The 24,383-nt window shown below is 42.0% G+C and carries 20 protein-coding genes; 10 read left to right on the plus strand and 10 right to left on the minus strand.

All coding sequences use genetic code 11. From position 1 onward, the window contains the following. Window positions 1-12 precede the first annotated feature (12 nt). The 5 genes from GXP67_RS17680 to GXP67_RS17700 all read left to right on the plus strand — a co-directional run bounded on the left by GXP67_RS17680 (window position 13) and on the right by GXP67_RS17700 (window position 5,976). Window positions 13-405 carry a group III truncated hemoglobin gene (locus GXP67_RS17680; protein WP_162444351.1) on the plus strand — a complete coding sequence of 131 codons (393 nt, stop codon included), beginning with the start codon at window positions 13-15 and terminating at the stop codon, window positions 403-405. Next, window positions 383-1,687 (plus strand): hypothetical protein, encoded by a 1,305-nt coding sequence (locus tag GXP67_RS17685; RefSeq protein WP_162444352.1) that lies wholly within the window; start codon window positions 383-385, stop codon window positions 1,685-1,687. Before GXP67_RS17680 ends, GXP67_RS17685 begins: the two co-directional genes overlap by 23 nt. Window positions 1,688-2,119: 432 nt before the next feature. Continuing rightward, complete coding sequence (gene ric, locus GXP67_RS17690; RefSeq protein ID WP_162444353.1) at window positions 2,120-3,055, plus strand: iron-sulfur cluster repair di-iron protein; 936 nt, start codon at window positions 2,120-2,122, stop codon at window positions 3,053-3,055. A 16-nt stretch (window positions 3,056-3,071) separates the two neighbouring features. After that, window positions 3,072-5,381 carry a nitric-oxide reductase large subunit gene (locus GXP67_RS17695; protein WP_232065257.1) on the plus strand — a complete coding sequence of 770 codons (2,310 nt, stop codon included), beginning with the start codon at window positions 3,072-3,074 and terminating at the stop codon, window positions 5,379-5,381. 64 nt (window positions 5,382-5,445) lie between these two features. Beyond that, the gene (locus tag GXP67_RS17700) at window positions 5,446-5,976 is read left to right on the plus strand and encodes a c-type cytochrome (protein WP_162444354.1); all 531 of its coding nucleotides are present in this window, start codon (window positions 5,446-5,448) and stop codon (window positions 5,974-5,976) included. A 173-nt stretch (window positions 5,977-6,149) separates the two neighbouring features. On the opposite strand, the gene GXP67_RS17705 is transcribed toward GXP67_RS17700, so the two are convergent. From GXP67_RS17705 to GXP67_RS17730, 6 genes are all read right to left on the minus strand, one after another. Continuing rightward, window positions 6,150-7,160 carry a substrate-binding domain-containing protein gene (locus GXP67_RS17705; protein ID WP_162444355.1) on the minus strand — a complete coding sequence of 337 codons (1,011 nt, stop codon included), beginning with the start codon at window positions 7,158-7,160 and terminating at the stop codon, window positions 6,150-6,152. A 22-nt stretch (window positions 7,161-7,182) separates the two neighbouring features. Next, window positions 7,183-8,085, minus strand: a complete 903-nt coding sequence (locus GXP67_RS17710) for an SMI1/KNR4 family protein (protein WP_162444356.1) — start codon at window positions 8,083-8,085, stop codon at window positions 7,183-7,185. Between the two features lie 99 nt (window positions 8,086-8,184). Continuing rightward, complete coding sequence (locus GXP67_RS17715) at window positions 8,185-8,460, minus strand: hypothetical protein (protein ID WP_162444357.1); 276 nt, start codon at window positions 8,458-8,460, stop codon at window positions 8,185-8,187. A 30-nt stretch (window positions 8,461-8,490) separates the two neighbouring features. Further along, window positions 8,491-9,501, minus strand: coding sequence for an ABC transporter permease (locus GXP67_RS17720; protein ID WP_162444358.1), 1,011 nt, complete (start codon window positions 9,499-9,501; stop codon window positions 8,491-8,493). 4 nt (window positions 9,502-9,505) lie between these two features. After that, window positions 9,506-11,008, minus strand: a complete 1,503-nt coding sequence (locus tag GXP67_RS17725) for a sugar ABC transporter ATP-binding protein (protein ID WP_162444359.1) — start codon at window positions 11,006-11,008, stop codon at window positions 9,506-9,508. Continuing rightward, entirely contained in the window at window positions 11,005-12,048 is a 1,044-nt protein-coding gene (locus GXP67_RS17730) for a Gfo/Idh/MocA family protein (RefSeq protein WP_162444360.1), read from the minus strand. The genes GXP67_RS17725 and GXP67_RS17730 overlap by 4 nt, the downstream gene beginning before the upstream one ends. Before the next feature lie 349 nt (window positions 12,049-12,397). Between GXP67_RS17730 and GXP67_RS17735 the strand changes: the two genes are divergently transcribed. Beyond that, window positions 12,398-14,317 (plus strand): beta-N-acetylhexosaminidase, encoded by a 1,920-nt coding sequence (locus GXP67_RS17735; protein ID WP_162444361.1) that lies wholly within the window; start codon window positions 12,398-12,400, stop codon window positions 14,315-14,317. A 120-nt stretch (window positions 14,318-14,437) separates the two neighbouring features. Here the strand turns inward: GXP67_RS17735 and GXP67_RS17740 are convergent, their stop codons facing one another. From GXP67_RS17740 to GXP67_RS17750, 3 genes are read right to left on the minus strand one after another with little or no spacing between them, the layout of a single operon-like run. Then, window positions 14,438-14,989: a hypothetical protein gene (locus GXP67_RS17740; RefSeq protein ID WP_162444362.1), complete on the minus strand. Its 552-nt coding sequence runs from the start codon at window positions 14,987-14,989 to the stop codon at window positions 14,438-14,440. Between the two features lie 54 nt (window positions 14,990-15,043). Continuing rightward, a complete protein-coding gene (locus GXP67_RS17745; RefSeq protein ID WP_162444363.1) occupies window positions 15,044-15,457 on the minus strand; it encodes a hypothetical protein in 414 nt (137 codons plus the stop codon). Window positions 15,458-15,468: 11 nt separating this feature from the next. Further along, window positions 15,469-18,684 carry a PKD domain-containing protein gene (locus tag GXP67_RS17750; RefSeq protein ID WP_162444364.1) on the minus strand — a complete coding sequence of 1,072 codons (3,216 nt, stop codon included), beginning with the start codon at window positions 18,682-18,684 and terminating at the stop codon, window positions 15,469-15,471. Window positions 18,685-19,236: 552 nt separating this feature from the next. Here GXP67_RS17750 and GXP67_RS17755 point away from each other — a divergent pair. From GXP67_RS17755 to GXP67_RS17765, 3 genes are all read left to right on the plus strand, one after another. Then, on the plus strand, window positions 19,237-20,052 hold the full coding sequence (locus tag GXP67_RS17755; protein ID WP_162444365.1) for an MlaE family ABC transporter permease: 816 nt from the start codon (window positions 19,237-19,239) through the stop codon (window positions 20,050-20,052). 11 nt (window positions 20,053-20,063) lie between these two features. Next, window positions 20,064-20,837, plus strand: coding sequence for an ABC transporter ATP-binding protein (locus GXP67_RS17760; RefSeq protein WP_162444366.1), 774 nt, complete (start codon window positions 20,064-20,066; stop codon window positions 20,835-20,837). A 219-nt stretch (window positions 20,838-21,056) separates the two neighbouring features. Then, a complete protein-coding gene (locus tag GXP67_RS17765) occupies window positions 21,057-22,064 on the plus strand; it encodes an MlaD family protein (RefSeq protein ID WP_162444367.1) in 1,008 nt (335 codons plus the stop codon). Window positions 22,065-22,170: 106 nt separating this feature from the next. On the opposite strand, the gene GXP67_RS17770 is transcribed toward GXP67_RS17765, so the two are convergent. Continuing rightward, a complete protein-coding gene (locus GXP67_RS17770) occupies window positions 22,171-22,977 on the minus strand; it encodes an SDR family oxidoreductase (RefSeq protein WP_162444368.1) in 807 nt (268 codons plus the stop codon). Window positions 22,978-23,132: 155 nt separating this feature from the next. On the opposite strand from GXP67_RS17770, the gene GXP67_RS17775 reads away from it, so the two are divergent. Next, the gene (locus GXP67_RS17775) at window positions 23,133-24,275 is read left to right on the plus strand and encodes an acyltransferase family protein (RefSeq protein ID WP_162444369.1); all 1,143 of its coding nucleotides are present in this window, start codon (window positions 23,133-23,135) and stop codon (window positions 24,273-24,275) included. The last annotated feature ends 108 nt before the right edge of the window (window positions 24,276-24,383 follow it).

Genomic DNA, 24,383 nt, shown 5'->3' on the forward strand with positions numbered 1-24,383 from the left:
TCATCAATACATATGAATACCCCGATTAAAGACATACAAAACAGACAAGATATAGAGTTGTTGGTCCGTTCGTTCTATGACAAAGTAAATCAGGATGCATTACTTTCACCGGTATTTAATGATGTGGCTGCTGTACATTGGGAAAGTCATTTGCCGGTGATGTATGATTTCTGGAGTTCGATGCTGCTGGGCGAAAAAAGCTATAAAGGTAATCCATTTCAGAAACATATCCCTTTGCCGATTAATAAAGTGCATTTTGAAAGATGGCTGGCTTATTTTATCGAAACCGTAGATGAACTTTTCACCGGAGAAGTAGCAGAGGAAGCCAAAATGCGGGCCAGATCCATAGCAAGCGTTTTTCAGTACAAACTGGAATTTATTCATGCCAACAACGCTAACTTCTGATCGTAATGTAAGCTTATTGCGCAGATGGGTGCTGCTGTCATTTGTGTATTTTATCATAGCTGGCTGCATGGGTGCTTTCCTGCGCCTGCAATTGTTCCATCCGGTTGCCAGTATCAATTACAAATACTTTTTGCATGGGCATTCGCACCTGGCTTTTCTGGGCTGGGTGTTCAATGCACTGTTTGTAGCCTTGCTATATGCGTATTTGCCCACACAAGTAAAACGCTACCAGCTTTTATTTAGCCTGTTACAGGTATCGGTTGTGGGTATGCTGATCAGTTTTCCTTTGCAGGGATATGCAACTATTTCCATCACCTTTTCTACCCTGCATATTTTTCTCTCCTACGCCTTTGCCTATAGATTTTTGCGGGACGTGCGCAGAGAAGCTTTTGTTCAAGAAAAACATACCCTATCAATTGCTTTCGTAAAATGGAGCTTGTTTTTTATGGTGCTTTCTTCGGTAGGGCCTTTTGCTCTGGGTGCAATCATGGCGAAAGGACTGGCAGGCACCTCCCTGTATCAGTTAGCCATTTATTTTTATTTACATTTCCAGTACGATGGCTGGTTTAGTTTTGCTGTATTCGGCTTGTTCTTCTGGATATTCGAAACCCATCAGATACCTATCAGCCCAAAAGCAGGACAGTATTTTTTGCTCAGTATGGCCATTTCCTGTATGCCAGCTTATGCGCTTTCTACCTTGTGGACACACCCTCCAGTTTGGGTGTATGTGGTTGCGGCACTATCTGCTTTAGTACAACTCATCGCTTTATTCTTCCTGATCCGGTTGCTGTATATCAGTAGAATGGACCTGAAAAAACTCTTTGAAAAACGGGTATTCCACTTACTGCTTTTTGCCGGAATGGCTTTTACAATTAAAACTTTTCTCCAGCTTTTTGCCTCTTTTCCTGCCATTGCCGATATGGCATTTCTTATACGCAACTTTACCATTGGCTATCTGCACCTGATATTTCTGGGTTTTATTACTGTTTTTTTGATCGGCTGGTTTGCTGCTCAAAAATTCCTGCAACTCAACAATACATTAGCAATATGGGGAATACGACTTTTGCTAGTGGGTTTTACAGGTAGTGAACTCTATATATTCCTGCAGCCTTTATTCTTTACATCTGGCTGGGGTGCCATTCCATTGTATGATCCAGTACTGTTTATTTTTTCTGTGCTTATGCCTATTGGTACAATTTTGCTTATATGGCAATCCTACCGAAACAGTACATGCTACCAGACTGATACAGAGAGTGTTAGGCATTCAGTTAATAATTTATAAAAATGTAGGTTTCAGATATAGAAAATGGAATACAGAATAACTTAAGCATAAGTATCATATGTTTTTGCGGGCAGGGGTGCAGCAATAGTGTGGCCGGTTTTGGCCTTGTGCGCAGGCCGGAGGACTGTGTGAGCAGCCATTTGTAGCGTAAAACAGGCTCTGTTGGTGCTACCACAACTGTGTTGGTTCTCTTCGCATTCACATGCTCGAGAATCTTTTGTTATTTTTCTTTTGGGCATGCAAAAGAAAAGTAAAGACGGCGTAAGTATTAGAAATCGATATACTTAACTATTACACCATTCTTGAGAAAAATAAATCCTTAACCAAGTTAAGAAAATCATAAGAGAGTATGATTAGAATCATAAAATAGGGCTGGCTAACGCGGTACATTTACAATACCGAAAGATAGTTCAACCCTAAATACATACAACCATGAATACTGAGCTTGATGTCCGCAAAATTGAACCACGGTTTAAGCATCCCTTTATTTTCCAGAATTTCGACCAGTTGCTTCACGGCGAAATATTAACTTTAGTAAATGACCATGATCCGCTGCCCCTTTATCACCAGTTTAAAACCGAACGGAACGGAATTTTTGACTGGAATTACGAAGAAAAAGGGCCTGCCCTCTGGAAAGTAAAAATTACCAAAAAATTAGTTTCTGATGAAACCGTAGCCGATCTGGCACGCCAGTTTCCGAATGCATTACCTGTTTTTAAAAAACTGCACATTGATTTTTGCTGCAATGGCAACCGCCTTTTTACAGAAGCATGCGAGGAAGCTGGTTTAGATCCCAGACAAGTAAAATTGCAGGTAATCGAGTCCACTGAAAAACCTCCTCTCCACTTCCGGGCCGAAGACTGGTCGCCAGCATTTTTAGCAGATTACATTGTACAGAACCATCATAAATATGTAAAGGACACTGTTCCACAGCTAGAGGCATTGCTCGAAAAAGTAGAGAATGTACACGGCAAGGAGCATCCGGAAATCCATTCTATTCATGCCTGTTTTGTATCGCTTGCCATAGAACTACTGCAACACATGCAGAAAGAAGAGCAGATTCTTTTTCCCGCTATTAAACAACTGGTAAAAAACAAGCAGAACAATGAAGTAAATGGTTCTTTCCCTTTTCAAACCATCCGTAATCCTATTGCCGCTATGGAAAATGAACATGCAGGAGCAGGCGAAGACATGGAAAGTATCCGGAAGTTAACGAATAATTTTACACCGCCTGCTGATGCCTGCCAGTCGTACCGCCTGCTTTATAAGCAACTGGAAGAATTCGAAGACGATCTGCACCAGCATGTACATTTAGAAAATAACCTGTTGTTTCCGAAAGCGATTCAACTGGAAAAAGAAATGCAATAATTAAGAGAAGAGATTTATGAAGAAATACACAAAACTATGGATGGGCTTTATCACTGTAATGGTTGGCTCCTTTGCCGTTCTGGGCTATTATGGCTCAGAAATATACAGAAAAGCGCCTCCTATTCCACATAAAGTTGTAAGTGCCAGCGGCAAAGTTTTATTTACAGGCCAGGATATTAAAGATGGGCAAAATGTGTGGCAATCTATCGGCGGACAGGAAGTAGGAACGGTATGGGGGCATGGTGCATATGTAGCCCCTGACTGGACGGCTGACTGGCTCCACAAAGAAGCAATGTATATGCTCGACAGCTGGGCAAAAGAGGCCAAAGGCACAACTTATGAAGCCTTAGATGAAGAAACGCAAGCCATGCTGAGAGCCCGTTTGCAAAAACAAATCCGGCAAAACACCTACGATACCCAGACTGGCAACCTCACTATTTCCGACCTCAGGGCAGAAGCTATTGCAGACGTAAGCAAGCACTATACTGGCCTGTTCACCAACGACCCTGCTTTGGCGCAATACCGCGATGCCTATGCCATTCCAGCTAATACCATCAAAGATTCGGAGCGGATGCGGCAAATGAATGCATTCTTTTTCTGGGCGACCTGGGCCTGCGTTACCAACCGGCCTGACAGTAAGATCACTTATACCAATAACTGGCCTGCTGAAAAACTAGTAGCCAACGAACCCACCAGCGACCTGATCATCTGGACTGGCTTTAGTGTAATTGTATTGATTGCCGGAGTGGGATTACTTGCCTATTATTATGCCTCGCACAAAGAGGAAGAGATGGAAGGGGCTGAACTACCTAAAAAAGATCCTTTATTAGGTTTGCAACCTACACCTTCTATGCGGGCCACTTTAAAATACTTTTGGGTAGTAACGGCGCTTATTGTCGTACAGGTGATCTTGGGTGCGGTTACCGCCCATTATGGGGTAGAAGGGGAAGCATTTTATGGTATTCCGCTGGGTGAATGGCTGCCTTATTCTATCACCCGTACCTGGCATGTGCAGCTGGCTATTTTCTGGATTGCTACTTCCTGGCTGGCTACCGGGTTATTTATTGCCCCTGCTGTTTCAGGCTATGAACCCAAATTTCAAAGCATAGGCGTTAATTTCCTGTTTATTGCCTTACTCGTGATTGTGGTAGGCTCCCTTGCCGGACAGTGGTTTGGTGTGATGCAAAAATTAGGTTTGGTAGAAAACTTCTGGTTTGGCCATCAGGGATATGAGTATGTAGATTTGGGCCGTTTCTGGCAGATATTCCTTTTGATAGGATTATTTTTGTGGTTATTTCTGATGGGAAGAGCCATCTGGCCGGCCTTTAAAAACCAGGCTGAAAACCGGCATCTGCTGGCGATGTTCTTGATTTCTTCCATAGCCATTGCTTCTTTCTATGCAGCCGGGCTGATGTGGGGCAGGCAAACAAACTTAGCCATTGCCGAATACTGGCGGTGGTGGGTCGTGCATCTGTGGGTGGAAGGCTTTTTTGAAGTATTTGCCACGGTAGTGATTGCGTTTTTATTTGTAAGAATGGGTTTGTTACGGACAAAAATAGCTACACCAACAGTATTATTTTCTACCATTATTTTCTTGTTTGGTGGTATTATCGGCACTTTCCATCACCTGTATTTCAGCGGAACACCAACCTCTGTATTGGCTTTGGGCGCTACTTTCAGCGCCTTAGAAGTAGTACCGCTAGTCCTGATCGGCTTTGAAGCCTACCATAACCTGACCTTGAGCCGGGCTACCGAATGGATCAAAGCCTATAAATGGCCGATCTACTGCTTTGTTGCCGTTGCTTTCTGGAATCTGGTAGGCGCAGGCATTTTCGGCTTTGTGATTAATCCCCCTATTGCCTTATACTATATGCAAGGTCTGAATACAACGCCTGTACATGGACATACGGCTCTGTTTGGTGTATACGGCATTTTAGGTATTGGCCTGATGCTGTTTGTATTGAAAGGCTTAGCAGCCCGCAATGTCTGGAAAGATGGCGTAATCAGCTTTGCTTTCTGGTCTATTAATATCGGCCTGGCTCTGATGGTGCTCATTAGTGTATTGCCTATTGGGTTAATGCAAACCTGGGCAAGTGTGGAGCATGGGCTCTGGTATGCCCGTTCGATGGAATTTATGCAAACCCCTACCATGGAAATTCTCCGCTGGCTCCGGGTGATCGGCGACACCATCTTTGCCGCTGGGGCAATTGCACTGGGATGGTTTGTGATCGGATTGAAAACCGGCTGGTCGCTGCAGAAGGAAACGGATATTTCGCCTGAAAACTTTCCGAGGATAAAGAAAGGCGAAGACTATATTAATGCCTGATTTCTATATCTGCCATACTATCCATAGAAAAACAATAGTTACATTTTTTAACGAATTCCATATCATGAAAATCGATAACCCGAAAGCTAATGAGTTGCTTTTTAAATTTTGTTTATTTTTCAGTTTACTCATTGCTGTTTCCTGCTCATCTGAGAATAAAACAGAAGGTAATGAGGCTTCCAATACAACTGAGGAAAATACCTCCTCAGCACCTGCGGCACAGCCGGAAGCCGTCCCAGTGGCTGATCAAAGTAAGGGAATAGGTCCTGTGAGCAATGTTAATGTAGGTGCCGATATTGATAAAACTCTGGCTGGTCAGGGAAAAACTATATTTGAAAGCAAGTGTGCCGCCTGCCATAAACTCAACGAACGCTACGTAGGGCCGCCATTAGGGGGTGTAACACAAAGGCGTAAACCGGAATGGATCATGAATATGATTCTAAATCCGCAAGAAATGGTGCAGAAAAATGATACCGCGCAGGCTTTGTTAAGTACGTATATGACACAAATGCCTAACCAGAACCTCACACAGGAAGAAGCAAGAGCAATGCTGGAATATTTCCGGCAGGCAGATAGCGAACCAAAACAGAAATAAATGATTCCAAAAAGATATTGAAGCTTGATTGGTGTTGTGTTGGTAACATTATAAGCTTTATAAATAGCAAACTGCCTGGTATTCTTTGCTCAATTACTTGAAAAGAATACCAGGCAGTTGAATACGTACTTATATCCCAGGTGATATACCAATCGCCAGCACCAACTATCTGATTATTGCTTTGCTCCCAGAAACTGGTCTACATTATCTTTGGTGATGGTGAGTAAACCAGTGTTTACCGTGGAAGGTACCGGAACAATATTGGCTTTGGTATCATTACTGGAAAGCTGATTCGTCTGGTGAACCATGTCGTAAAGGAACTGGGCACCATACCAGGTAAATAATTCCCTTTTCTGGCCGACCAGTAACTGGATTACACCATCTTTTACCAGGCGCATGTGTTCTGGTTCCCAGTCCACCGTAGTTACTTTGATTTGCCCGGCTTTTCCGGCTTCTTTTACTGCCAGGCCAATTCCCGGACCACTGTTGGAATCAAACCCGCAAATACCGGCAATATCCGGGTGAGCACTAATCAGGTCGGCGGTAATTCTGGCAGCTTCTTCAATATTGGATTTATCGTCGTATTTACCCACTACCTGAATTTGAGGATAGTTTTTGAGTACATCCAGTAAACCCTGAAAACCCTGTTCCATATTGGTTAAACCCAGAATGCCCATGTAGGCGATTTTTCCTTTTCCATTAATGAGTTTAGCCATCGTTTCGCCTTGAATCCGCCCGATCTCATACCAGTTGGTACCCAGAAATGCATGTCGTTTACTCTGCGGAATATCCGAATCATAGACTACAGTTGGAATGCCAGCCTCAACCGCTTTATTAATGGCCTGGGCAATACTCGGATCGGTGCCGTTGATTAACAATCCGGCTGGTTTGGTTCCAATCACTTGTTCGATGGTAGCCACCTGTGCCTGTACATCCCATTCCGGCGGACCCAATACGGATGTTTTTACACCCATTTTTTCTCCCCAGCGTTTGAATGCGGCCTGATCGTGGTTGACATACATGGGCATATTTACACTGGTCGTTACCATTACATATTCTTCGTTGGGATTTACCTGTACCGCCGGAGTATCATTAGTTGAAGCCTGTCCTGGCTGTTTTCTGGGTTCACAGGAAACCAGGCTCAGGCAGATGGCTAAACAAAAGGAGAGAAAAGTATATTTCATATTCATTAGATTTTTATTGAAGTTAATAATAGCCGTCTTCTAATTCTTGCAACTCATGCTCCATATAAAATCGAAAACTTTGATAGACGACTTCACCAGGTTGCCAACTCGAAAAGTGCCAGCACTCCCAATTGCCATTTTTTAATGGAATTAATAACAGTTGCTGTTCCTCCTCATAGCCGCCGATAATTATACTACTTTTTAATTTCTCATTAAAGTCTGCATTGATGTCATCCGTATCAACTGTCCAAGTATCAACAAGTTGCTTATCAAAGCTGGTAAGGAAATCAACTTTATCAATAGGAGCAAGCGTTACTCCGGTAGGCGAGTAGCATTCAAACCCATTTGATGTCAACAAAAAGTTCTTATAATCATCAGGAAAAAGAATGTTTAATCTTCTTTCAATGTCAGTTATTTCATATATAGTAGCTGGAGCCCTGCTCAACGATTTTTTTGATAAGATAGCATCACTAAAGTCAACTGTTTTTTGTTTTATTGCCAGCTTCGAAATCTTATTAAGCAATTGCTTCCATGATAAATATTTATAAACTAACGTTCTTCCATGCGTAATTCTTTGTGATAATTTCTCTAAGATTTCCTGTGTTTCCTTTTGGCATCTCTCTTTTGTTATACCCAATATGGGTGCTAATAATCCTTTTATTAAAAGTAATGCCGTAGTCCTGTCTCGCATCAAATAAGCTATATCAGAATTTGACCAGTACTCCAAATATCCTTTTCCCCATAATTTGATAAAATATTCAGCTTTGTCTTGCAAATTCATTTTGGCTGCCAATAAAGAAGCGCCAACAGCTGGATGCATTAATGCATATCCTACAGGTTTCTCAGTTTCAATAAATCTTTGTAAAGCTTCCAACACTACCTCTGGGCTTTCAGAACCATCAGCTACAGAAATTATGGCTTTCACATATAGCTGCTGTCCCTGTAATTCCTGAATAGGTTTATGGATAAATTGATATGTATAAGATTTATGCCATCCTGGGTAAAAGTTTCTTGTCCAGTTCTCTTATTCAATTTCCGAAACATCTTTGAAGGTGAAGGGTATATTTTTGGGTTGCTTCCCAGATAGTTCCCAGATAACCTGAAGTGCTTCATCCTGCAGCCATACATGTTTTGAATGAGGAATATTAAAACTCCAGAGTTGCTCTAACAGGTTGTTTGCTTCCTCAACAAAACCAGCGGCTGCCCATTCGGCTGCTTTAGTAGTAATGTGCATATAAACGTTTTCCAAGTCATCTGATAAGATTTCATTCAGCAGCTTTTTTATGCTTGTTTTAGCCATAGATAGAACAATTTATATTTAAAAGCTACATCAACTGCTCTGTAAGGCTTTATTCAAATATTGCTTCGGTTTGATGCCGGTTGTTTTCTTTTTAATCCAGATATCTAAACTAACTGCCAGAATCAGAATAAGCCCTAATACTATTTCCTGCCAGTAGCCGGAAACCCTGGCAATGATCATAATATTGCTAATCAAGCCCATAAATAAAGCCCCCAGTAATGCTCCAATAATCTTTCCTTGTCCGCCCAGTAAACTGGCACCTCCCAGAATGACAGCTGTAATTACCCGGAGTTCCATACCCCGGCCTGTGGTTCCCAGAGCTGCACCCATTCGGGAAGCGAGTACAATACCTGCAAATCCAGCCAGTAACGCAGTGAGCGTAAAAGCCCATATCTTCATGCGGCCCACCCGGATTCCGGAAAGTAAAGCTGCTTTTTCATTTCCACCAATATAATAATAGCGCCTAAAAAATATAGTTCTGGAGACTAATACACTGAAAATAGCCACTAGGACCAGCATAATCCACACCGGCGACTGAACGCCAATAATTCTGGTTTGTCCCAGCGTATTGAAATTTTCAGGAAGGTTTTGTATGCTCGGTCCGCTGATCATTAAGGCAAACCCCCGGATAATTCCCATCATAGCCAGTGTCTGAATCATAGGATTGATGCCTACTCTGGCAATGAAAATCCCATTTATCCATCCCACCAGACCCGCAACTGCCAGCCCGGCGAGCATGGCCATCACCATAGGTATTTCATAAGAATACATGATCCAGGCAGTAATGCCGCCGGAGAGAGCCACTACCGAACCAACTGACAGATCAAAAGCACCGGAAATGAGCAGAATCATCATACCGATAGCGACGATAGTGTCGATAGAAAGATTCAGCAGAATCTGGGAGAAGTTATTGAAGGTAGGAAAAACATCCGGATAAATGATGCTGGCACCGATACAAACGAGAATAATAGTAAGTGTGAGCGTGAACACACGTTCCTGCAAAAGACTGATAATAGAAAACTGGTTTTCGTTTGAACTCATGGAATCAGGCATAGTTTACTTTAGTACCGGAAGCATAGTGCATAATTTCCTGTTCAGTGGCTTCCGCCCGGCTGAGCTGGGCTACTAATCTTCCGTTTTGCATCACCAGAATCCGGTCGCATAAGGTGAGTAGTTCTGGCAATTCCGAAGAAATCAGCAGAATGGCTGTTCCCTGGGCGGCCAGTGTCCGCAGGATAGAATAAATTTCTGCTTTTGCTCCTACATCTACGCCATGCGTAGGTTCGTCTACCATAAAAACCTTAGGTGCGGTAGACAGCCATTTTGCCAGTACTACTTTCTGCTGATTTCCGCCGCTTAAATTCAATACTTTCTGTTCTATACTGGGCGTAATAATGTTGAGTTTGTTTTTGAACGCCAGCGCCAGTTGTTGGATTGCTTTTCGGTTGATGAAGCTGTTAGAAGCTACTTGTTTTAAGCCAGCCGAAACCACATTATTGGCAATACTCATTTCCAGAAACAAACCTTTGTCTTTGCGTTCTTCCGGCAAATAGGCAATACCTAACTCTATGGCATCTGCCGGATGAGTAATCCGAACAGGTTTTCCTTCCAGCAGAATTTGCCCACTCACGATAGGGTCGGCACCAAAAATGGCTCTGGCTACTTCTGTTCTTCCCGCACCTACCAAGCCGGCCAGGCCAACAATTTCACCTTTGTGGAGTTGAAAGTTGATCTGATGAAAAGTATTTCCAGATAAATTCTGAACTTCTAATAATACCTGTGGCTGAACATAAGTCTGGTATTCTTGTTCCAGCAAATCCCGGCCTACCATTTGTTTGATTACCTCATTTACTGTAAGTTCATTGGTATTTATGGTTCCCTGGTAGTGGCCATCTTTCAGCACAGAAACCCGGTCAGAAATCTGGAATATTTCCGACATGCGGTGCGAAATATAAATAACCGATATACCTTGTGCCTTAAGTTCGCGAATAATTTGAAACAGAATTTTTACTTCAGCCTCTGTAATGGATGCCGTAGGTTCATCGAGAATCAGAATTTGTGGATTTCTGGATAAGGCTTTGGCTATTTCTACCATTTGTTTCCGGGCTGGAGAAAGCATAGAAACCGGTGTAGTAGGGGAAATAGAGGATAAGCCCAGGCGGTTGAGTAAAGCCGCCGTCTGGCTGTATAGTTTTTTGAAATGGATAAAACCTGCTGTGTGATGCGGCTGATTTTCTACATAAATATTTTCTGCTACACTCAAGGTTTCTACCAGACTTCTTTCCTGGTACACAATGGCAATACCTAATGACTGGGCATGTAATGGACTTTTAATTACGATCTCTTGCCCGTTGAGTAGAATCGAGCCTTCATCCGGTTTCAGGTTACCGCTCAATATGTTCATCAATGTACTTTTACCAGCCCCATTTTCTCCACATAGTGCATGTACTTCGCCGGCATACACATCCAGAGAAACTTTATTAAGCGCCCGTACGCCCGGAAAAAACTTACTGATTCCTTTAAGTTGCAGCCGCAGTTCTTGGGTCATAGCTTAGAGGGAATAGAAGTAAATGCAATAGCTTTGCCAGTCCGGGCAGAGTCATAAGAGGCAAAAACCAGCTCTGCTGTTTTAAAATTATCTTCACCAGTCGTTTCAGCGGTACCTTTTTGTTGTAAGGCTTGTAAAATATTCCGGTTACACGCTACAATGCTGGCATGTACTACGTCATAATTTGGGTCTGCCCAGGAATAAAGCTTGGGCTCACCATACACAACTTCGGTTCCTTTTCTGGTTGTGATACGTATTTCAAAATCCGGTCCCAGATAAACGGAACCATCCGAACCTTCTGTGAGTACAAATGTCTGGGGGAAACGTTCCTGTTCGAGGATAGAGGCATACGACATTTCGGCATAACAATGTACCCCAGAATCCATTTCCATCAGTACATTGGCTACATCTTCGCCCTTGATGCCTTTATCGATGGAATGCGTTTTACAGTACAGAGAGGTTGCTTCTCCAAACAGAAAGCGGCTCACATCCAGAATATGTGAGCCTACATCAGTGAGTATAAATTCTTCCAGATCAGCCAGGAAAGGCTGGTTTTTGAATACCGGAAAACTCGAACAAAAAGAGATTCTGGCTTTAAATGGAGTACCGATTACGCCGGATTCCAGCACTTCTTTGTATTTGCGGATGGGTGCCTGCCAGCGGAAATTCTCATGTATGAAGTAGGGAACACCAGCCTTCTGACAAGCTTCTACCATTGACCTCGCTGTTTCCAGATTGGGAGCCATGGGTTTCTGGCAGATCACCGGAATTCTGTACTGTGCCGCTAATTTTACAAATGTTTCATGCGTATCCACATCGGTGATGATATCCACAAAATCCAGTTTTTCGGTGGCCAGAAGTTCTTCTGCTGTGCTGTAAACTTGTGGAACACCGAATTTAGCAGCTACTTCTTCTGCTTTTTTCCGGGTACGGTTATACACAGCTACCAGTTCTACACCTTCCAGTTCCTGCCAGGCTGGTATCTGAAAATGCGACCAGAAGCCGCAACCCAGTACAGCAAACTTTAGTTTTTCAGGCATAGAACACTTTAATTTTGAGTGAAGCAATCCGGGAAAAATCACGGCAAGATATTACAAGGTTACCTCTGATAGTTAGCTTGTTTTTCCGTGATTGGGTGATTGTAAAATTTGTGTCAGTTTCCAAAAATACATTTTAAAAATTCAATCCAAAATAAAAATAAACATATTTTGTAGATTGTATGCTCATTTATGGATTGTAAAAATTACTCTAATTATGAATCAATAATTACACTTCTTAGCCTGAGTATATTTCCATCCTGACAGGCATCTGATCTATTATGTTGGGAGATACAATATAAATTTTAGTAACTTGTTCGCTTTACATTCATCTTATTTTTGTGCCTCTCTTATGAGAAATACCATTTATCTATTTACCATTGCTTTACTGATAAGCGTTTGTTACAAGGCATCTGCTCAGGAATCAGCTGCTTCTCTGGCAATTATTCCTCAGCCAGTGAGCATAAAAACTGGCAGCGGAAGTTTTGAACTGACCAGTGCTACCCAACTGATCATTCCTTCTGGCCAGGCAGAAGTGCAAAAAATAGCTGCTTTACTTACAGCAAGAATTCAGCCTTCTACAGGATTCAATTTAAAAACGGTATCCTCTGGCGAAAATAATAGTATTCAGCTGGTATTAAATCAGAGTGCCGATACCCAGCTGGGTAAAGAAGGATATTCTCTGGAAGCTACTCCCACTAAAATAGTAATTAAAGCCAATCAGTCAGCCGGTTTGTTTTATGGGGTACAAACCTTATTACAATTATTACCTAAGCAGATAGAAGCAAGTAAACCGGTGACTGGTGTAAAATGGCAAGTACCGGCGGTAACCGTTATCGATTATCCCCGGTTTGGCTGGAGGGGTATTATGCTGGATGTGAGCCGTCATTTTTTCTCTAAAGAATTTGTGAAAAAATACATCGATCAGCTGGCCTGTTACAAATACAACCGCCTTCATTTTCACCTGACCGATGATAACGGCTGGCGGGTGGAGATCAAAAGTTTGCCAAAGCTTACTTCGGTGGGAGCCTGGCGGGTAGATAGGGTAGGAACTTTTAATAGCAATGAGCCCCCTAAACCAGGTGAAAAAGCAGCATACGGCGGTTTTTATACCCAGGATGATATTAAAGAAATCGTGCAATATGCTAAAGAGCGGTATGTAGAAATTATGCCGGAAGTAGATATTCCTGGCCATAGCATGGCAGCTATTGCAGCCTATCCGGAACTGTCTACGACCAAAGATGCCAATACCCAGGTAAATCCCGGAAGTAATTTTGCTACCTGGCATAATGATGGCACTTTTACTATGCACATCGAAAATACATTGAACCCATCCGATGAGAAAGTATACCAGTTCTTAGATAAAGTTTTCACAGAGATTGCGCAGCTGTTCCCTTTTGAATACATTCATATGGGAGGCGATGAATGCTATCATGGCTACTGGAAAAAAGACCCGGGCTGTCAGGCATTAATGAAAAGTAAGAACATGAAAAATACCCATGAATTGCAAAGCTATTTTGGAAAACGGGTAAATGATATTATTAAAAGCAAAGGCAAAAAAGCCATGGGCTGGGATGAAATTTTGGAAGGCGGCCTGCCATCCGGAGCAGGGGTAATGAGCTGGCACAGCTTAAAAGGTGGTGTTGAGGCCGCTAAACTAAAAGCACCTGCAGTAATGACACCAGCTCAACATGCGTACCTCGACTATGTGCAGGGAGATCCTTCTTTAGAGCCACCGGTGTATGCTTCTTTGCGCTTGCAAAAAACCTATAACTGGGACCCTCTTCCAGCTGGGATAGATTCTACCTCTATTTTAGGCGGACAAGGAAACCTGTGGACAGAACAAATTCCTACGACTCAGCAAGTAGAATACATGACTTATCCCAGGGCATTCGCTTTATCAGAAGTATACTGGTCGCCTAAGTCGCAGAAAAACTGGAACAGCTTTGTAACCAAAGTAGAAACCCATTTCGACCGGTTCGACCAAGCACAGATCAATTATGCCCGCAGCATGTATGATCCCATTATTGCTGTGAAGAAAAATGAAAAAGGCCAGATGGTGATTCAACTCAGTACCGAGGTACCAGGGCTGGATATCCATTATACAGTAGATAACAGCCAGCCGAGCCAGTATCATCCTTTGTATAAAGAGCCCATTGTATATCCGGAAGGCGCAGATATTTTCAGGGTAATTACCTATAAAGGGGGTAAACCAGTAGGTAAAATGATTACGATCAAAACAGATGATCTGGCTAAACGGGTGAGAAAGTAATCAGGAGACAATTCTATAAAGAACCGGGAACAGTTGAATTGATGTTGTGCGGATGGGCACAGCAGCTATTTAAACTGTTCCCGATTGTTTTAAGTGCCTAGCAGTTTGTAGACAATTCATCTACTCTTTACCATTCTCAAAAGCTGCGTATTCTAACTCATCTATTTCTTCCAGTTTATCTAACAGGTTATCCATATTGTTAGAGATAAACAACACTGTTTTACTGTATTTTGTCACTTCTACAGTAAGAGGTTTTGTAGTATCAATCATTTCTTTTAGCCTATTATCTAGTAAGTCTATCCGCTTTTTTACCGGTGAATTAATCTTGATATATAGGTCACTTTTCTTCTCAATAATCTGATAGTGGTCAGTATAGTAGTATGTTTTTTTACCTCTGACTATATCTAATCTTTCTATGATAGTTTTGTAGAGAAAAAATACCAAAAAGATTAGTACAAACAGTCCTGCATACCCAATTATAGCTGCTACTCCCATCCATATTTTTTCATATACTGGAAATTGCCATCCTAAGAATATAAATGATTGATAGATTAGGCTAAGAAGCAATCCTATAGTAAAAAAGACTAAAGAAAAAGCAAGACCTACGGTTATGGAGCCATTAAGGTTACCTATATCTTTTTTTGTTAATGCTAATTGGCGTTTGGAATACAAGCTATTTATCCTTTATTCTTTCCCTGATTTATGTTCAACTGATAGCAACAATTATTACAATACCATCTTATATACCACCAGGTGCTGATCCATCTTATAATTCACAACTATAAACTCTAATTCCAGATTGTTTGCATCCAGTACTACCACTCTGACGGTTTGTGGCTTGCTGGTATTTTTGTCTAAAATCAGGTTCTGTTTATTGCTGTCGAATTCCCAGGTGCCGGTTAAAATGGTTCCTGGAACATTGGTAAAAGTATAATTTCCACCCGCATCGAACCTGCGCCGGTAGCCGCTATAATCCATCGATTGGTCAGGAATGTTAGTGATGAGTACCTGGCTTACTTTCCATTCTTTGCTGAGCAATTCCTCTTTAGAGGCCGGGTCAACATTTTCGCATTTCAGAGCAAGTAATGGCAGACATATTATTAGTAACAGGGAATATAGAAATAGGGGTATATTTTTCATAAACGGAATAATTAAAATTTGATGAATGAGCGGGTATATTGCTTATTCTGATGAGTAATCAACAGTACATATTTACCTTTAGTATACTCCTGTACTGGAAGCTGTATTTCCTGGTTATTAGAAACTTGTACCAGCCATTCATCTACCCGTTGACCCAGGCTATTGAAAATAGTGAGTTTTACTGGACTGCTACTGGTTATCACCGGAAGCTTAACTATGAGTTTGTCAGATACTGGGTTAGGAAATACTTGTATGAGTTGATCCGTTGCATTACTGTATTCTTCTCCGGTAAGTACAGATGCATCTGAAATAGCCGGACATCCATTGCTGCTCACCTGAACTGTATAAGCCCCAGGGGCGGTAACATTATATGATCTTTTGGTAGCTCCTGGAATAACAACACTGTTTTTCAGCCACTGATAGCTTGGTGCAATACTGCTGGTTAAGGTAACAATAGAAGAATCGGCTGTAGCATTGATAGAAATAGTTGGCTTGGCCGGAGGATTAGATACTGTAACTTCCACCGTACGCACCGGACTGGCACAACCATTGGCGTTGGAAGCCACTACGCTTAGTACATATTTACCGATATTGGTCCAGTTAACAGTAGCTGTATTTCCACTTCCGGTTACCGTTCCACCCCCGGAAACTATCCATTTATAAGTTAATCCGGCTACACCAGTTATCACATAATTTTGTTCACCCAGGCAGGAGGCCACATTTCCAGCTATGGCTTCAGGTTGCTCTGGAAGGTTAGTCGTATTTACAGCGATCTGAATAGAACTGGAATTGATACAATTGCCGCCATTTACTCCCTCTACAGTATAAGTCGTATTGGCCGTAGGTTTTACTACTATCGTTTTTCCTTCTCCAATCACATCGGTGCCTTCCAGCCACCGGTAAGTAGTAGCACCATTGGCCGTTAAGGTAACAGAATCTCCCCAGCAAATGGCTGTTTTATTAGCTATGAGCTGCACCGCCGGGTTAGCCAGTACAGTAATATACGCCTGACGTGTTATCGTATTGGTGCCTAGTGCATTGCCAGCAGTCAGGGTTACCGCATAAGTACCTGGAGTTTGATAGGTTACTACCGGATGTTGTTTGGTTGCATTGATGGGTATTCCTCCTGCAAAAGACCACGACCAGGTGCGGGGATAATTCAATGAGGCATCGGTAAACTGAACACTGGAGCCAGCACAAACCGTCTGCCTGTCTACCGTAAAATCTGGGGTAGGTTTTTGTGTAGGTACCGGCACTTGTACTTTTATATTATCCAGGTACAGGTTATTTCCCCAGCTGGACTTATTCAAAATCATTAAGTATACGCTCGCATTTCCATTCAGAAAACCCAGTGAAATGGTTTCTTTTCTCCATTCCGAATCTGAAGGCACAAATTCGCCTTCCGTATCATCAGCCGTTGCCAGCGATTGTCCGCCTTTTGACCAGAAGGTTTTAAACGTCTGGCCGCAATCGGTAGAATATAATATTTCCAGACTATCTGAATAGCTGGCATCATACCGGGCATAGGCCACATCGAAACTCAATTCTGCAAACTGATTGGTGGCCAGGTTTAGTTTGGTGCTCACTAATCCATCTTGGGTTCCATAGGGGTTATTCTCTTCATCTCCATTATAATTATCGAAGTACACACTTTGAACACCATTTCCACCGGCACTGGCTCCATTATATATATTCCACTGCATATCTGCATCCGGATTATATTCCAGCCAGTTAGCTAAGCTGGTTGTGCCTTCGAAATTTTCGCTGAATGGAAAGGCTAAACTAGCAGTTGGCAAAACAGTAATATAGGAAGCATACGCTAAAGTATCTTTACCAATGGCATTAGAGGCTATCAGTCGTACCCCATACGTGCCGCTCGTATTAAAAGTAAGAGATGTGTTTTGTGAAGTAGCTTCTGATAGTTTATTGCCAGCCTTGTCATAAAATGTCCATGCCCATCCGGTAACATTCCCCAGAGATTTATCTGTAAATTGTATAGAATTTCCCACACAGGCAGTCGTCCGGTTGACGGAGAACTGGGCAATAGGCCTGGTGCTCCCGTTTGCAGGAACATAAACCGTAGAAGAAAGCAGTTCTTTTCTCCGGGGGCTGGTTTCCAGTACGGTACGCATCCTGGCTTTCTGGTCATTGGTAAACACATTCACACAGGCATCGTCGGTATAATCCATATAGTTTTGCACCATATCTTTTCCCGGATCGGTACAAGAATCTTCATTACTGGGACAGCCTCTGTGTTTGTCGGCGGTTTTAGGCGTATCATTGCAGAAATCATCTTTGGTACAACCGCCATTATCATCACCCCAGATGTGGCGCAAACCCAGCCAGTGACCAATTTCGTGGGTAGCGGTACGTCCGGTAAAACCATTCGATACATTTCCGGTCCGGCCCACTACCCGGTAATCCAGAATGACACCATCGGTAGTAGCGCCTGTGGGATAACCTGATATATCTAAACCTGGTAAATTAGAACGGATTGGAAATTGGGCTTCTCCGATAATATCATCAGCGATAGAAAGCGACCATATATTAAAATATGAATTGGGGTCCCAGATGGTTTTGGGTTTGAGTTCTGTCTGCGTATTGCCCGGATTGGCTTCTCCTCCATATGATTCCCAGGAAGTTCTGCTGCCTTTGTAACGGTGTATGCCAGGTTCAGCCAATGTATTTCCCTGTGGGTCACGCAAAGCCAGGGCAAATTCAATTTCTACATCAGCGCCTGCCGGATTGTTGTTAAACCCTGGCGTTCCGGCTTTTCTGCGGAAGTCTTCATTTAATACATCAATCTGCGAACGTATCTGGGCAGCACTAAGATTAGCCCCGGTTCCTACCGCTTCGCCATTATGAATGACGTGCACAATTACCGGAATGGTGTAAACCGTAGCCTGCGTACGGGCAGAAGAGTGTGTTTTCTGTTTCTCCCGGATCAGTTTTTTTAGGTTTTCTTCAAAGGCATCTTCCGATGAAATTCGAGTATTTTTACCAGCTACACTGGATTCTATATCAATTACATGACATTCTTTCTGAAGCACTGTTTTTTCCTGATCTTTTGCCCGACTAGCAGCCGTATGAAATTTATTCGGTATAACGGTGGCTTTATTTTTCTGGGAAGGTAAATCTGTTGTTTGACTGAAAAGTACCTGTGTTTGCAGGGCACACATACTCATTAATAATAAAAATTTGGCACTTCCTGGTAATACTGTTCGCATATCAATACTCATTGAATTCAAAAAAATTACTAAAGTTTTATTAGGGATTTAACTCGTTTTATGTTTGGATTTCTAAACCGGTGTTTCTAAGTCCGCTACAAGTTACTGGTTCAGAAGGTAAGACTTAATTGAATTCAGCCTAAAAAGTCACCGCTTTGTTGTAAGATTTTTAGCAGCCAAGTGCAACACTCAGAATGTCTTGATTTTATATTTTTTTGGTATCTGAAATTTTTTCTTTGCATTTTGCGACTGGACGTCTAATGCCTGAAGAGAAGTGTGAGGAATCAAGAAGGTAAGAAAGAATTTTCCTTGGTTAAATAATTCATTACAGGCTGCCTGATGCTGCTTTTAATCTTCTATGTAACTATTACACTCCGTACGAGTATACTATCCCATACACAGATTCTAAGGCCAATTTTTCATAATTTACAATTCGGAATGGCAATGCTGCCAGATACTTAAGCCGATAGTTCTTCCACTGGCAAAAGACTGGTATTTGCTACACAGCCTACTAGTAATCTGCTGGCATAAAAGCTTATTATTTAAAAACTCATGGATTCCAACGAAACTAAAACAGATATGCCCAGGTCCAGGAAATTTGTACTGACCAGAAGACTGGACCGGATGTTTATGAACCTGCATGATGTATATAGATTTGTAGCCCGTTTTTTCAGGGAAGTATTCGTGCCACCTTATGAATTTAAAGAGGTAATCAAACAGTGTTATGAAGTAGGTTATAACTCGCTTCCGCTGGTTTCGCTGACCGGCTTTATCATAGGTATTGTATTCACCAATCAGTCCAGACCTTCGCTGTCGGAATTTGGGGCTACTTCCTGGCTGCCTTCTCTAATGGCCATCGCTATCATCCGGGCAATGGCTCCGCTGGTAACAGCCCTGATTGCGGCCGGAAAAGTAGGTTCAAATATTGGTGCAGAACTAGGGTCCATGAAAGTAACCGAACAGATAGATGCGATGGAAGTTTCGGCAACCAATCCTTTCAAATTTCTGGTGGTAAGCCGGGTACTAGCCACTACCTTTATGATTCCTGTGTTAACGATGTACACCATTTTTGTCGGGCTTATCGGATCGTATGTAAATGTACACCAACATGAACTGACCAGCTTTGCTACCTATTTTGATCAGGTATTCGGTGCCATCTCCTTCCTGGATATTTTTTCGTCACTAATTAAATCCTTCATTTTTGGATTTACCATCGGAATGGTAGGCTGTTATAAGGGGTATAATTCTTCCAAGGGAACAGAAGGGGTAGGAAAAGCAGCAAATGCTTCGGTGGTTACAGCCATGTTTCTGATTTTTATCGAAGAATTACTTTCCCTTCAGGTTATCAATGCATTCCGTTCTATGTGAGCTAGCGGTTTATGAAAAAGATACATTCAAAAATTGATAAAAACAACAAAGTGATATCTATCAGAGGGCTGAAAAAAGCCTTTGATGATTTCGAAGTGTTAAAAGGTGTTGACCTGGATTTATTTCAGGGCGAAAACCTGGTGGTACTGGGCCGTTCAGGTACTGGTAAATCAGTATTAATTAAAATCATTGCTGGCCTGCTGAAAGCCGATGAGGGATACATCAATGTGCTGGGAAGTGATATCATGAAGATCATGCCCAAGGAGTTAGACGAACTGCGGCTGAAACTCGGTTTTTCTTTTCAGAACAGTGCTTTATATGATAGCATGACGGTACGGGAGAATCTGGAATTTCCACTCATCCGGCATGTGAAGAATATAACCCGCAAAGAAATCGATAGCCGGATAGAAGAAACGCTGGATGCCATTGGCTTGTCGCAAACCATTAACCAGATGCCTTCTGAGCTTTCCGGCGGACAACGCAAACGGATAGGAATAGGCCGTACCTTGATCCTAAATCCTGAAATTATGTTGTATGACGAACCCACAGCCGGGTTAGATCCCATTACCAGTATGGATATCAACAACCTGATTAATGAGGTACAGGAACGTTACAATACTTCTTCTATCATTATTACCCACGATTTAACCTGCGCTAAAAGCGTTGGCGACCGCCTGGTGATGCTGCTGGATGGACAGTTTCAGTACCAGGGTACTTTCGAGGAAGTATTTGAAAAGAATGATGAGCGGGTGAAATTATTTTATAATTACAATTTTATAGAATAAATGCAACTAAGCCTAATGCTTTGCGTGCTAAAGCTGATGGGAAGCTGGTAAACAGAGAAACAGTAGTTCGACGAAATCAATGTAAAATTACTATTAAACAAAATTGTAAATAAAGAAGCATATACTGATCATTCATAAACAATAATATTCTAATTTATACATATTTTAATTTTTTAATTCAAACGACATCAACGTCACCTCACGATAAAAATAGTTCAGATGAAAGCTGCAGACAATAAACGTTCCGTAATAGTGGGCATATTTGTGTTCCTCGGTATAGCCATTTTTGTGGCTGGTGTGTTTACCCTGGCTGGTAAACAGCAGAAATTCAAGAGTAGTGTTACTGTCAAAGCTGTATTTGACGATGTAGCCGGTCTGGGAGTAGGAAATAATGTGTGGTTTTCGGGAGTAAAAATTGGTACTGTGAAACGTATTGATTTTTATGGAGAATCTCAGGTGGAAATTGCCATGAACATCCATGAAGATATCAAAAAATATATTCATAAAGATGCCAAAGCCAGAATCAGTTCCGAAAGCCTGATCGGAAATAAGATTATTGTCATTGATGGCGGTAGTCCCACAGTGCCTGAAGTGCAGGATGGTGACCATTTACAGACTATAGCTGCCCTGGATACCGACGACCTGATGGCTACTTTGCAGGAAAACAACAAAAACCTGGTAGCCATTACCAGCGATTTTAAAAGCCTTAGTTCTGGAATTGCTAAGGGAGAAGGTACTATAGGTGCTTTGCTTACCGATTCTACCCTGGAAGATGACCTGCGTACCATGATTGCCAGCCTTCAGAAAGTATCTGATAACACCGCCAGAGCTTCTGGTGCTTTGGCTAAGTTTTCTGCTAAGTTGAATACCGAAGGTGGCCTGGCCAACGAATTATTAACCGATACCATTGTATTTAATTCTCTGAAAACTTCTGTTTCCAAACTCGAAAAAACCACTGCCGCCGCTGCGGAAATGACCGATAATTTTAACCAGGTGAGCGGAAAACTGAATGATAAGAATAATGCCATTGGCGCTTTAATGAATGACCAGGAGCTTGCGGCCAAGCTAAAAAATACGATGGCCAATGTAGAAACCAGCACCCAGAAGCTTGACCAAAACATGGAAGCACTTCAGCATAATTTCCTGCTCAGGGGATATTTCCGCAAAAAAGCCAAACGGGAAGCCAAAGCGCAGGCAGATGCCAATGTTATGGAGCAGAAAAAATAGATATAAAAGTATTTCCGTAGAGTAAATATAAAATAAGGGATAATGAAGAGCTTGTCTTCATTATCCCTTGTTCATTTATTGCATATTAGAATTCTAATGGAAGAAATTATTTAAAAGGGGAATCTTTTTCTTTAGCCATCTGATTGTATACGATCGTATCCATGATGCCTGGAATCCATTTGTTCAGAAAAACCGCCAGTTTTCCCTGGGTTGTAAGTACCATATCCCGTTTCCGTTGCTGGGTAGCTTTTAGTATATGTCTGGCTACTTCTTCAGCACTCATCATCTTTGCCTCTTCTCTCGGCGATTCTCCCTGCGGCCTGCCATCTGCCAGCAAAGCAGCATTACGGATATTAGACGTAGTAAATCCAGGGCAAGCCACCAGAACATGTACGCCTTTTTTCATTACTTCCGTCCGAAGAGATTCCATAAAGCCCTGCATGGCATATTTTGAAGCACTATAAGCCGTTCTGGCAGGGGTGCCCCGGTAACCATTTATAGAAGAAATACCAATAATTGAACCTTTGCTTTGCAGAATATGCGGCAGGCAATATTTGGTGGCATACACTGTACCATAAAAATTAATATCCATTACCTTCTTGAAAACTGCCAGATCCAGGTCGTTGAATAAAGCCCGCATGCTGATACCAGCATTATTAATCAACACATCAATCTTCCCGAATTTCTTCAGCGTTTCTTCTATCATCCGGATACAATCCTGTTCTATGCTCACATCAGCCACTATAGGTAGAACCTCAATTCCCTGGCTGGAAAGTTTCTGAGCAACTTCCTGTAAAGTTTGCTCATTACGTCCGGTAATTGCAATTTTTCCACCTGCGGCACCAAACACTTCTGCACAAGCCTTGCCAATTCCTGAAGAGCCGCCGGTGATGATAATTACTTTATTTTTCATAGCCTATTTTCGTCTATACCTGCAAATGTGCCCATAAAATCACTAAATCCAAGCTTTGGATGACTTCATAAAAATACCTCTTGCATACATAATTGTGCTTTTTGCATATCTCATTCAGGGGCATCCTGCAATACTTTTGTGTAAACAAAATAATTATGCAACCACGTTTTTCAACTTATATGCCAGTGCTTACCTCTTTACGGGGTATAGCCGCTATCTGGGTAGTTATTTATCATTTTGAAGCTATTTTACGCATATCCGGCCTGCAACCTATTACTGATGCAAACGATTCTATGCTGTTATTAAAAGGCTACGTCTGGGTAGATTTCTTTTTTCTGCTGAGTGGCTTTATTATGACCCATGTATATGGCGAACAATTCAGAAATGGAGCCAGCCGACTTCAGATTTGGAATTATCTTTCTGCTCGGCTGGCCAGGCTGTATCCGCTTCATGTATTTTCCATGCTGGTACACTTACCGCTGATAGTGATTCTCTATATGTATCTGGAGGAGATGGTGCCTGTTGTAATACCTTTTTATCCCTGGCAGGGTATTCCGGTACATCTATTCATGTTTCAATCTTTTACCTGGAATTATGGCTTTACCTGGAATATACCAGCCTGGTCGATTGGTGCCGAATGGTGGACGTATATGTTAGCCATTGGATTATTCTTTCTGCTACACCGGAAAAAACGGATGAATGCACTACTGTTATCTATTATTTCCATCATGGCATTAATTCTACTGGTAGAAACCCATCCCAAACAAAGCCTGGATATTACCTGGGGTCCGGGCATTTTCCGCTGTATGACTGAGTTTACGCTGGGCATTGTATTATACCAGATCTACCTCAACAAGGCTGTTCAACAATTTATCCGTAAAGACATCAGCTTTTATACGGCTGCTATGGCTGTACTGCTGCTGATGCATGTTCACCTGCATGATGTGCTGTTGATACCATTTTTTGGCTGGATAATTATAAGTGGAGCTGCCAATGAGGGAAGGGTGAGCTGGTTTATGAGCAAAGCGTTTATGCAGGCAGTGGGAAATATCTCTTATTCAGTGTATATGATGCAGGGCCTATGGATGAATGTATTCTTTATATGGATGAAGTACCAGATGATGACGTATGCGATTACTGATTTAGCCCTCGAAGTAAAAATAATTATGATGGCAGCTATGGTTGGGGCTACAATTCTGTCGGCTTATATTACTTATACATGGGTAGAAGTTAAAGGCAGAAAATGGATGTACAGCCGTTTAGTGAAAATGTTTCCATCTCAGAAAGCAATGGCTTAAGAAATTTGCATCTATAAATAATATACATTAATCTATAGTATATTGATTGTGGCAGTCAGGCTAACTTTCTTCATCTGTTGTTCGTTGGAATAACATTTATAGAGAATG

The organism is Rhodocytophaga rosea (assembly GCF_010119975.1).
GTDB lineage: Bacteria > Bacteroidota > Bacteroidia > Cytophagales > 172606-1 > Rhodocytophaga > Rhodocytophaga rosea.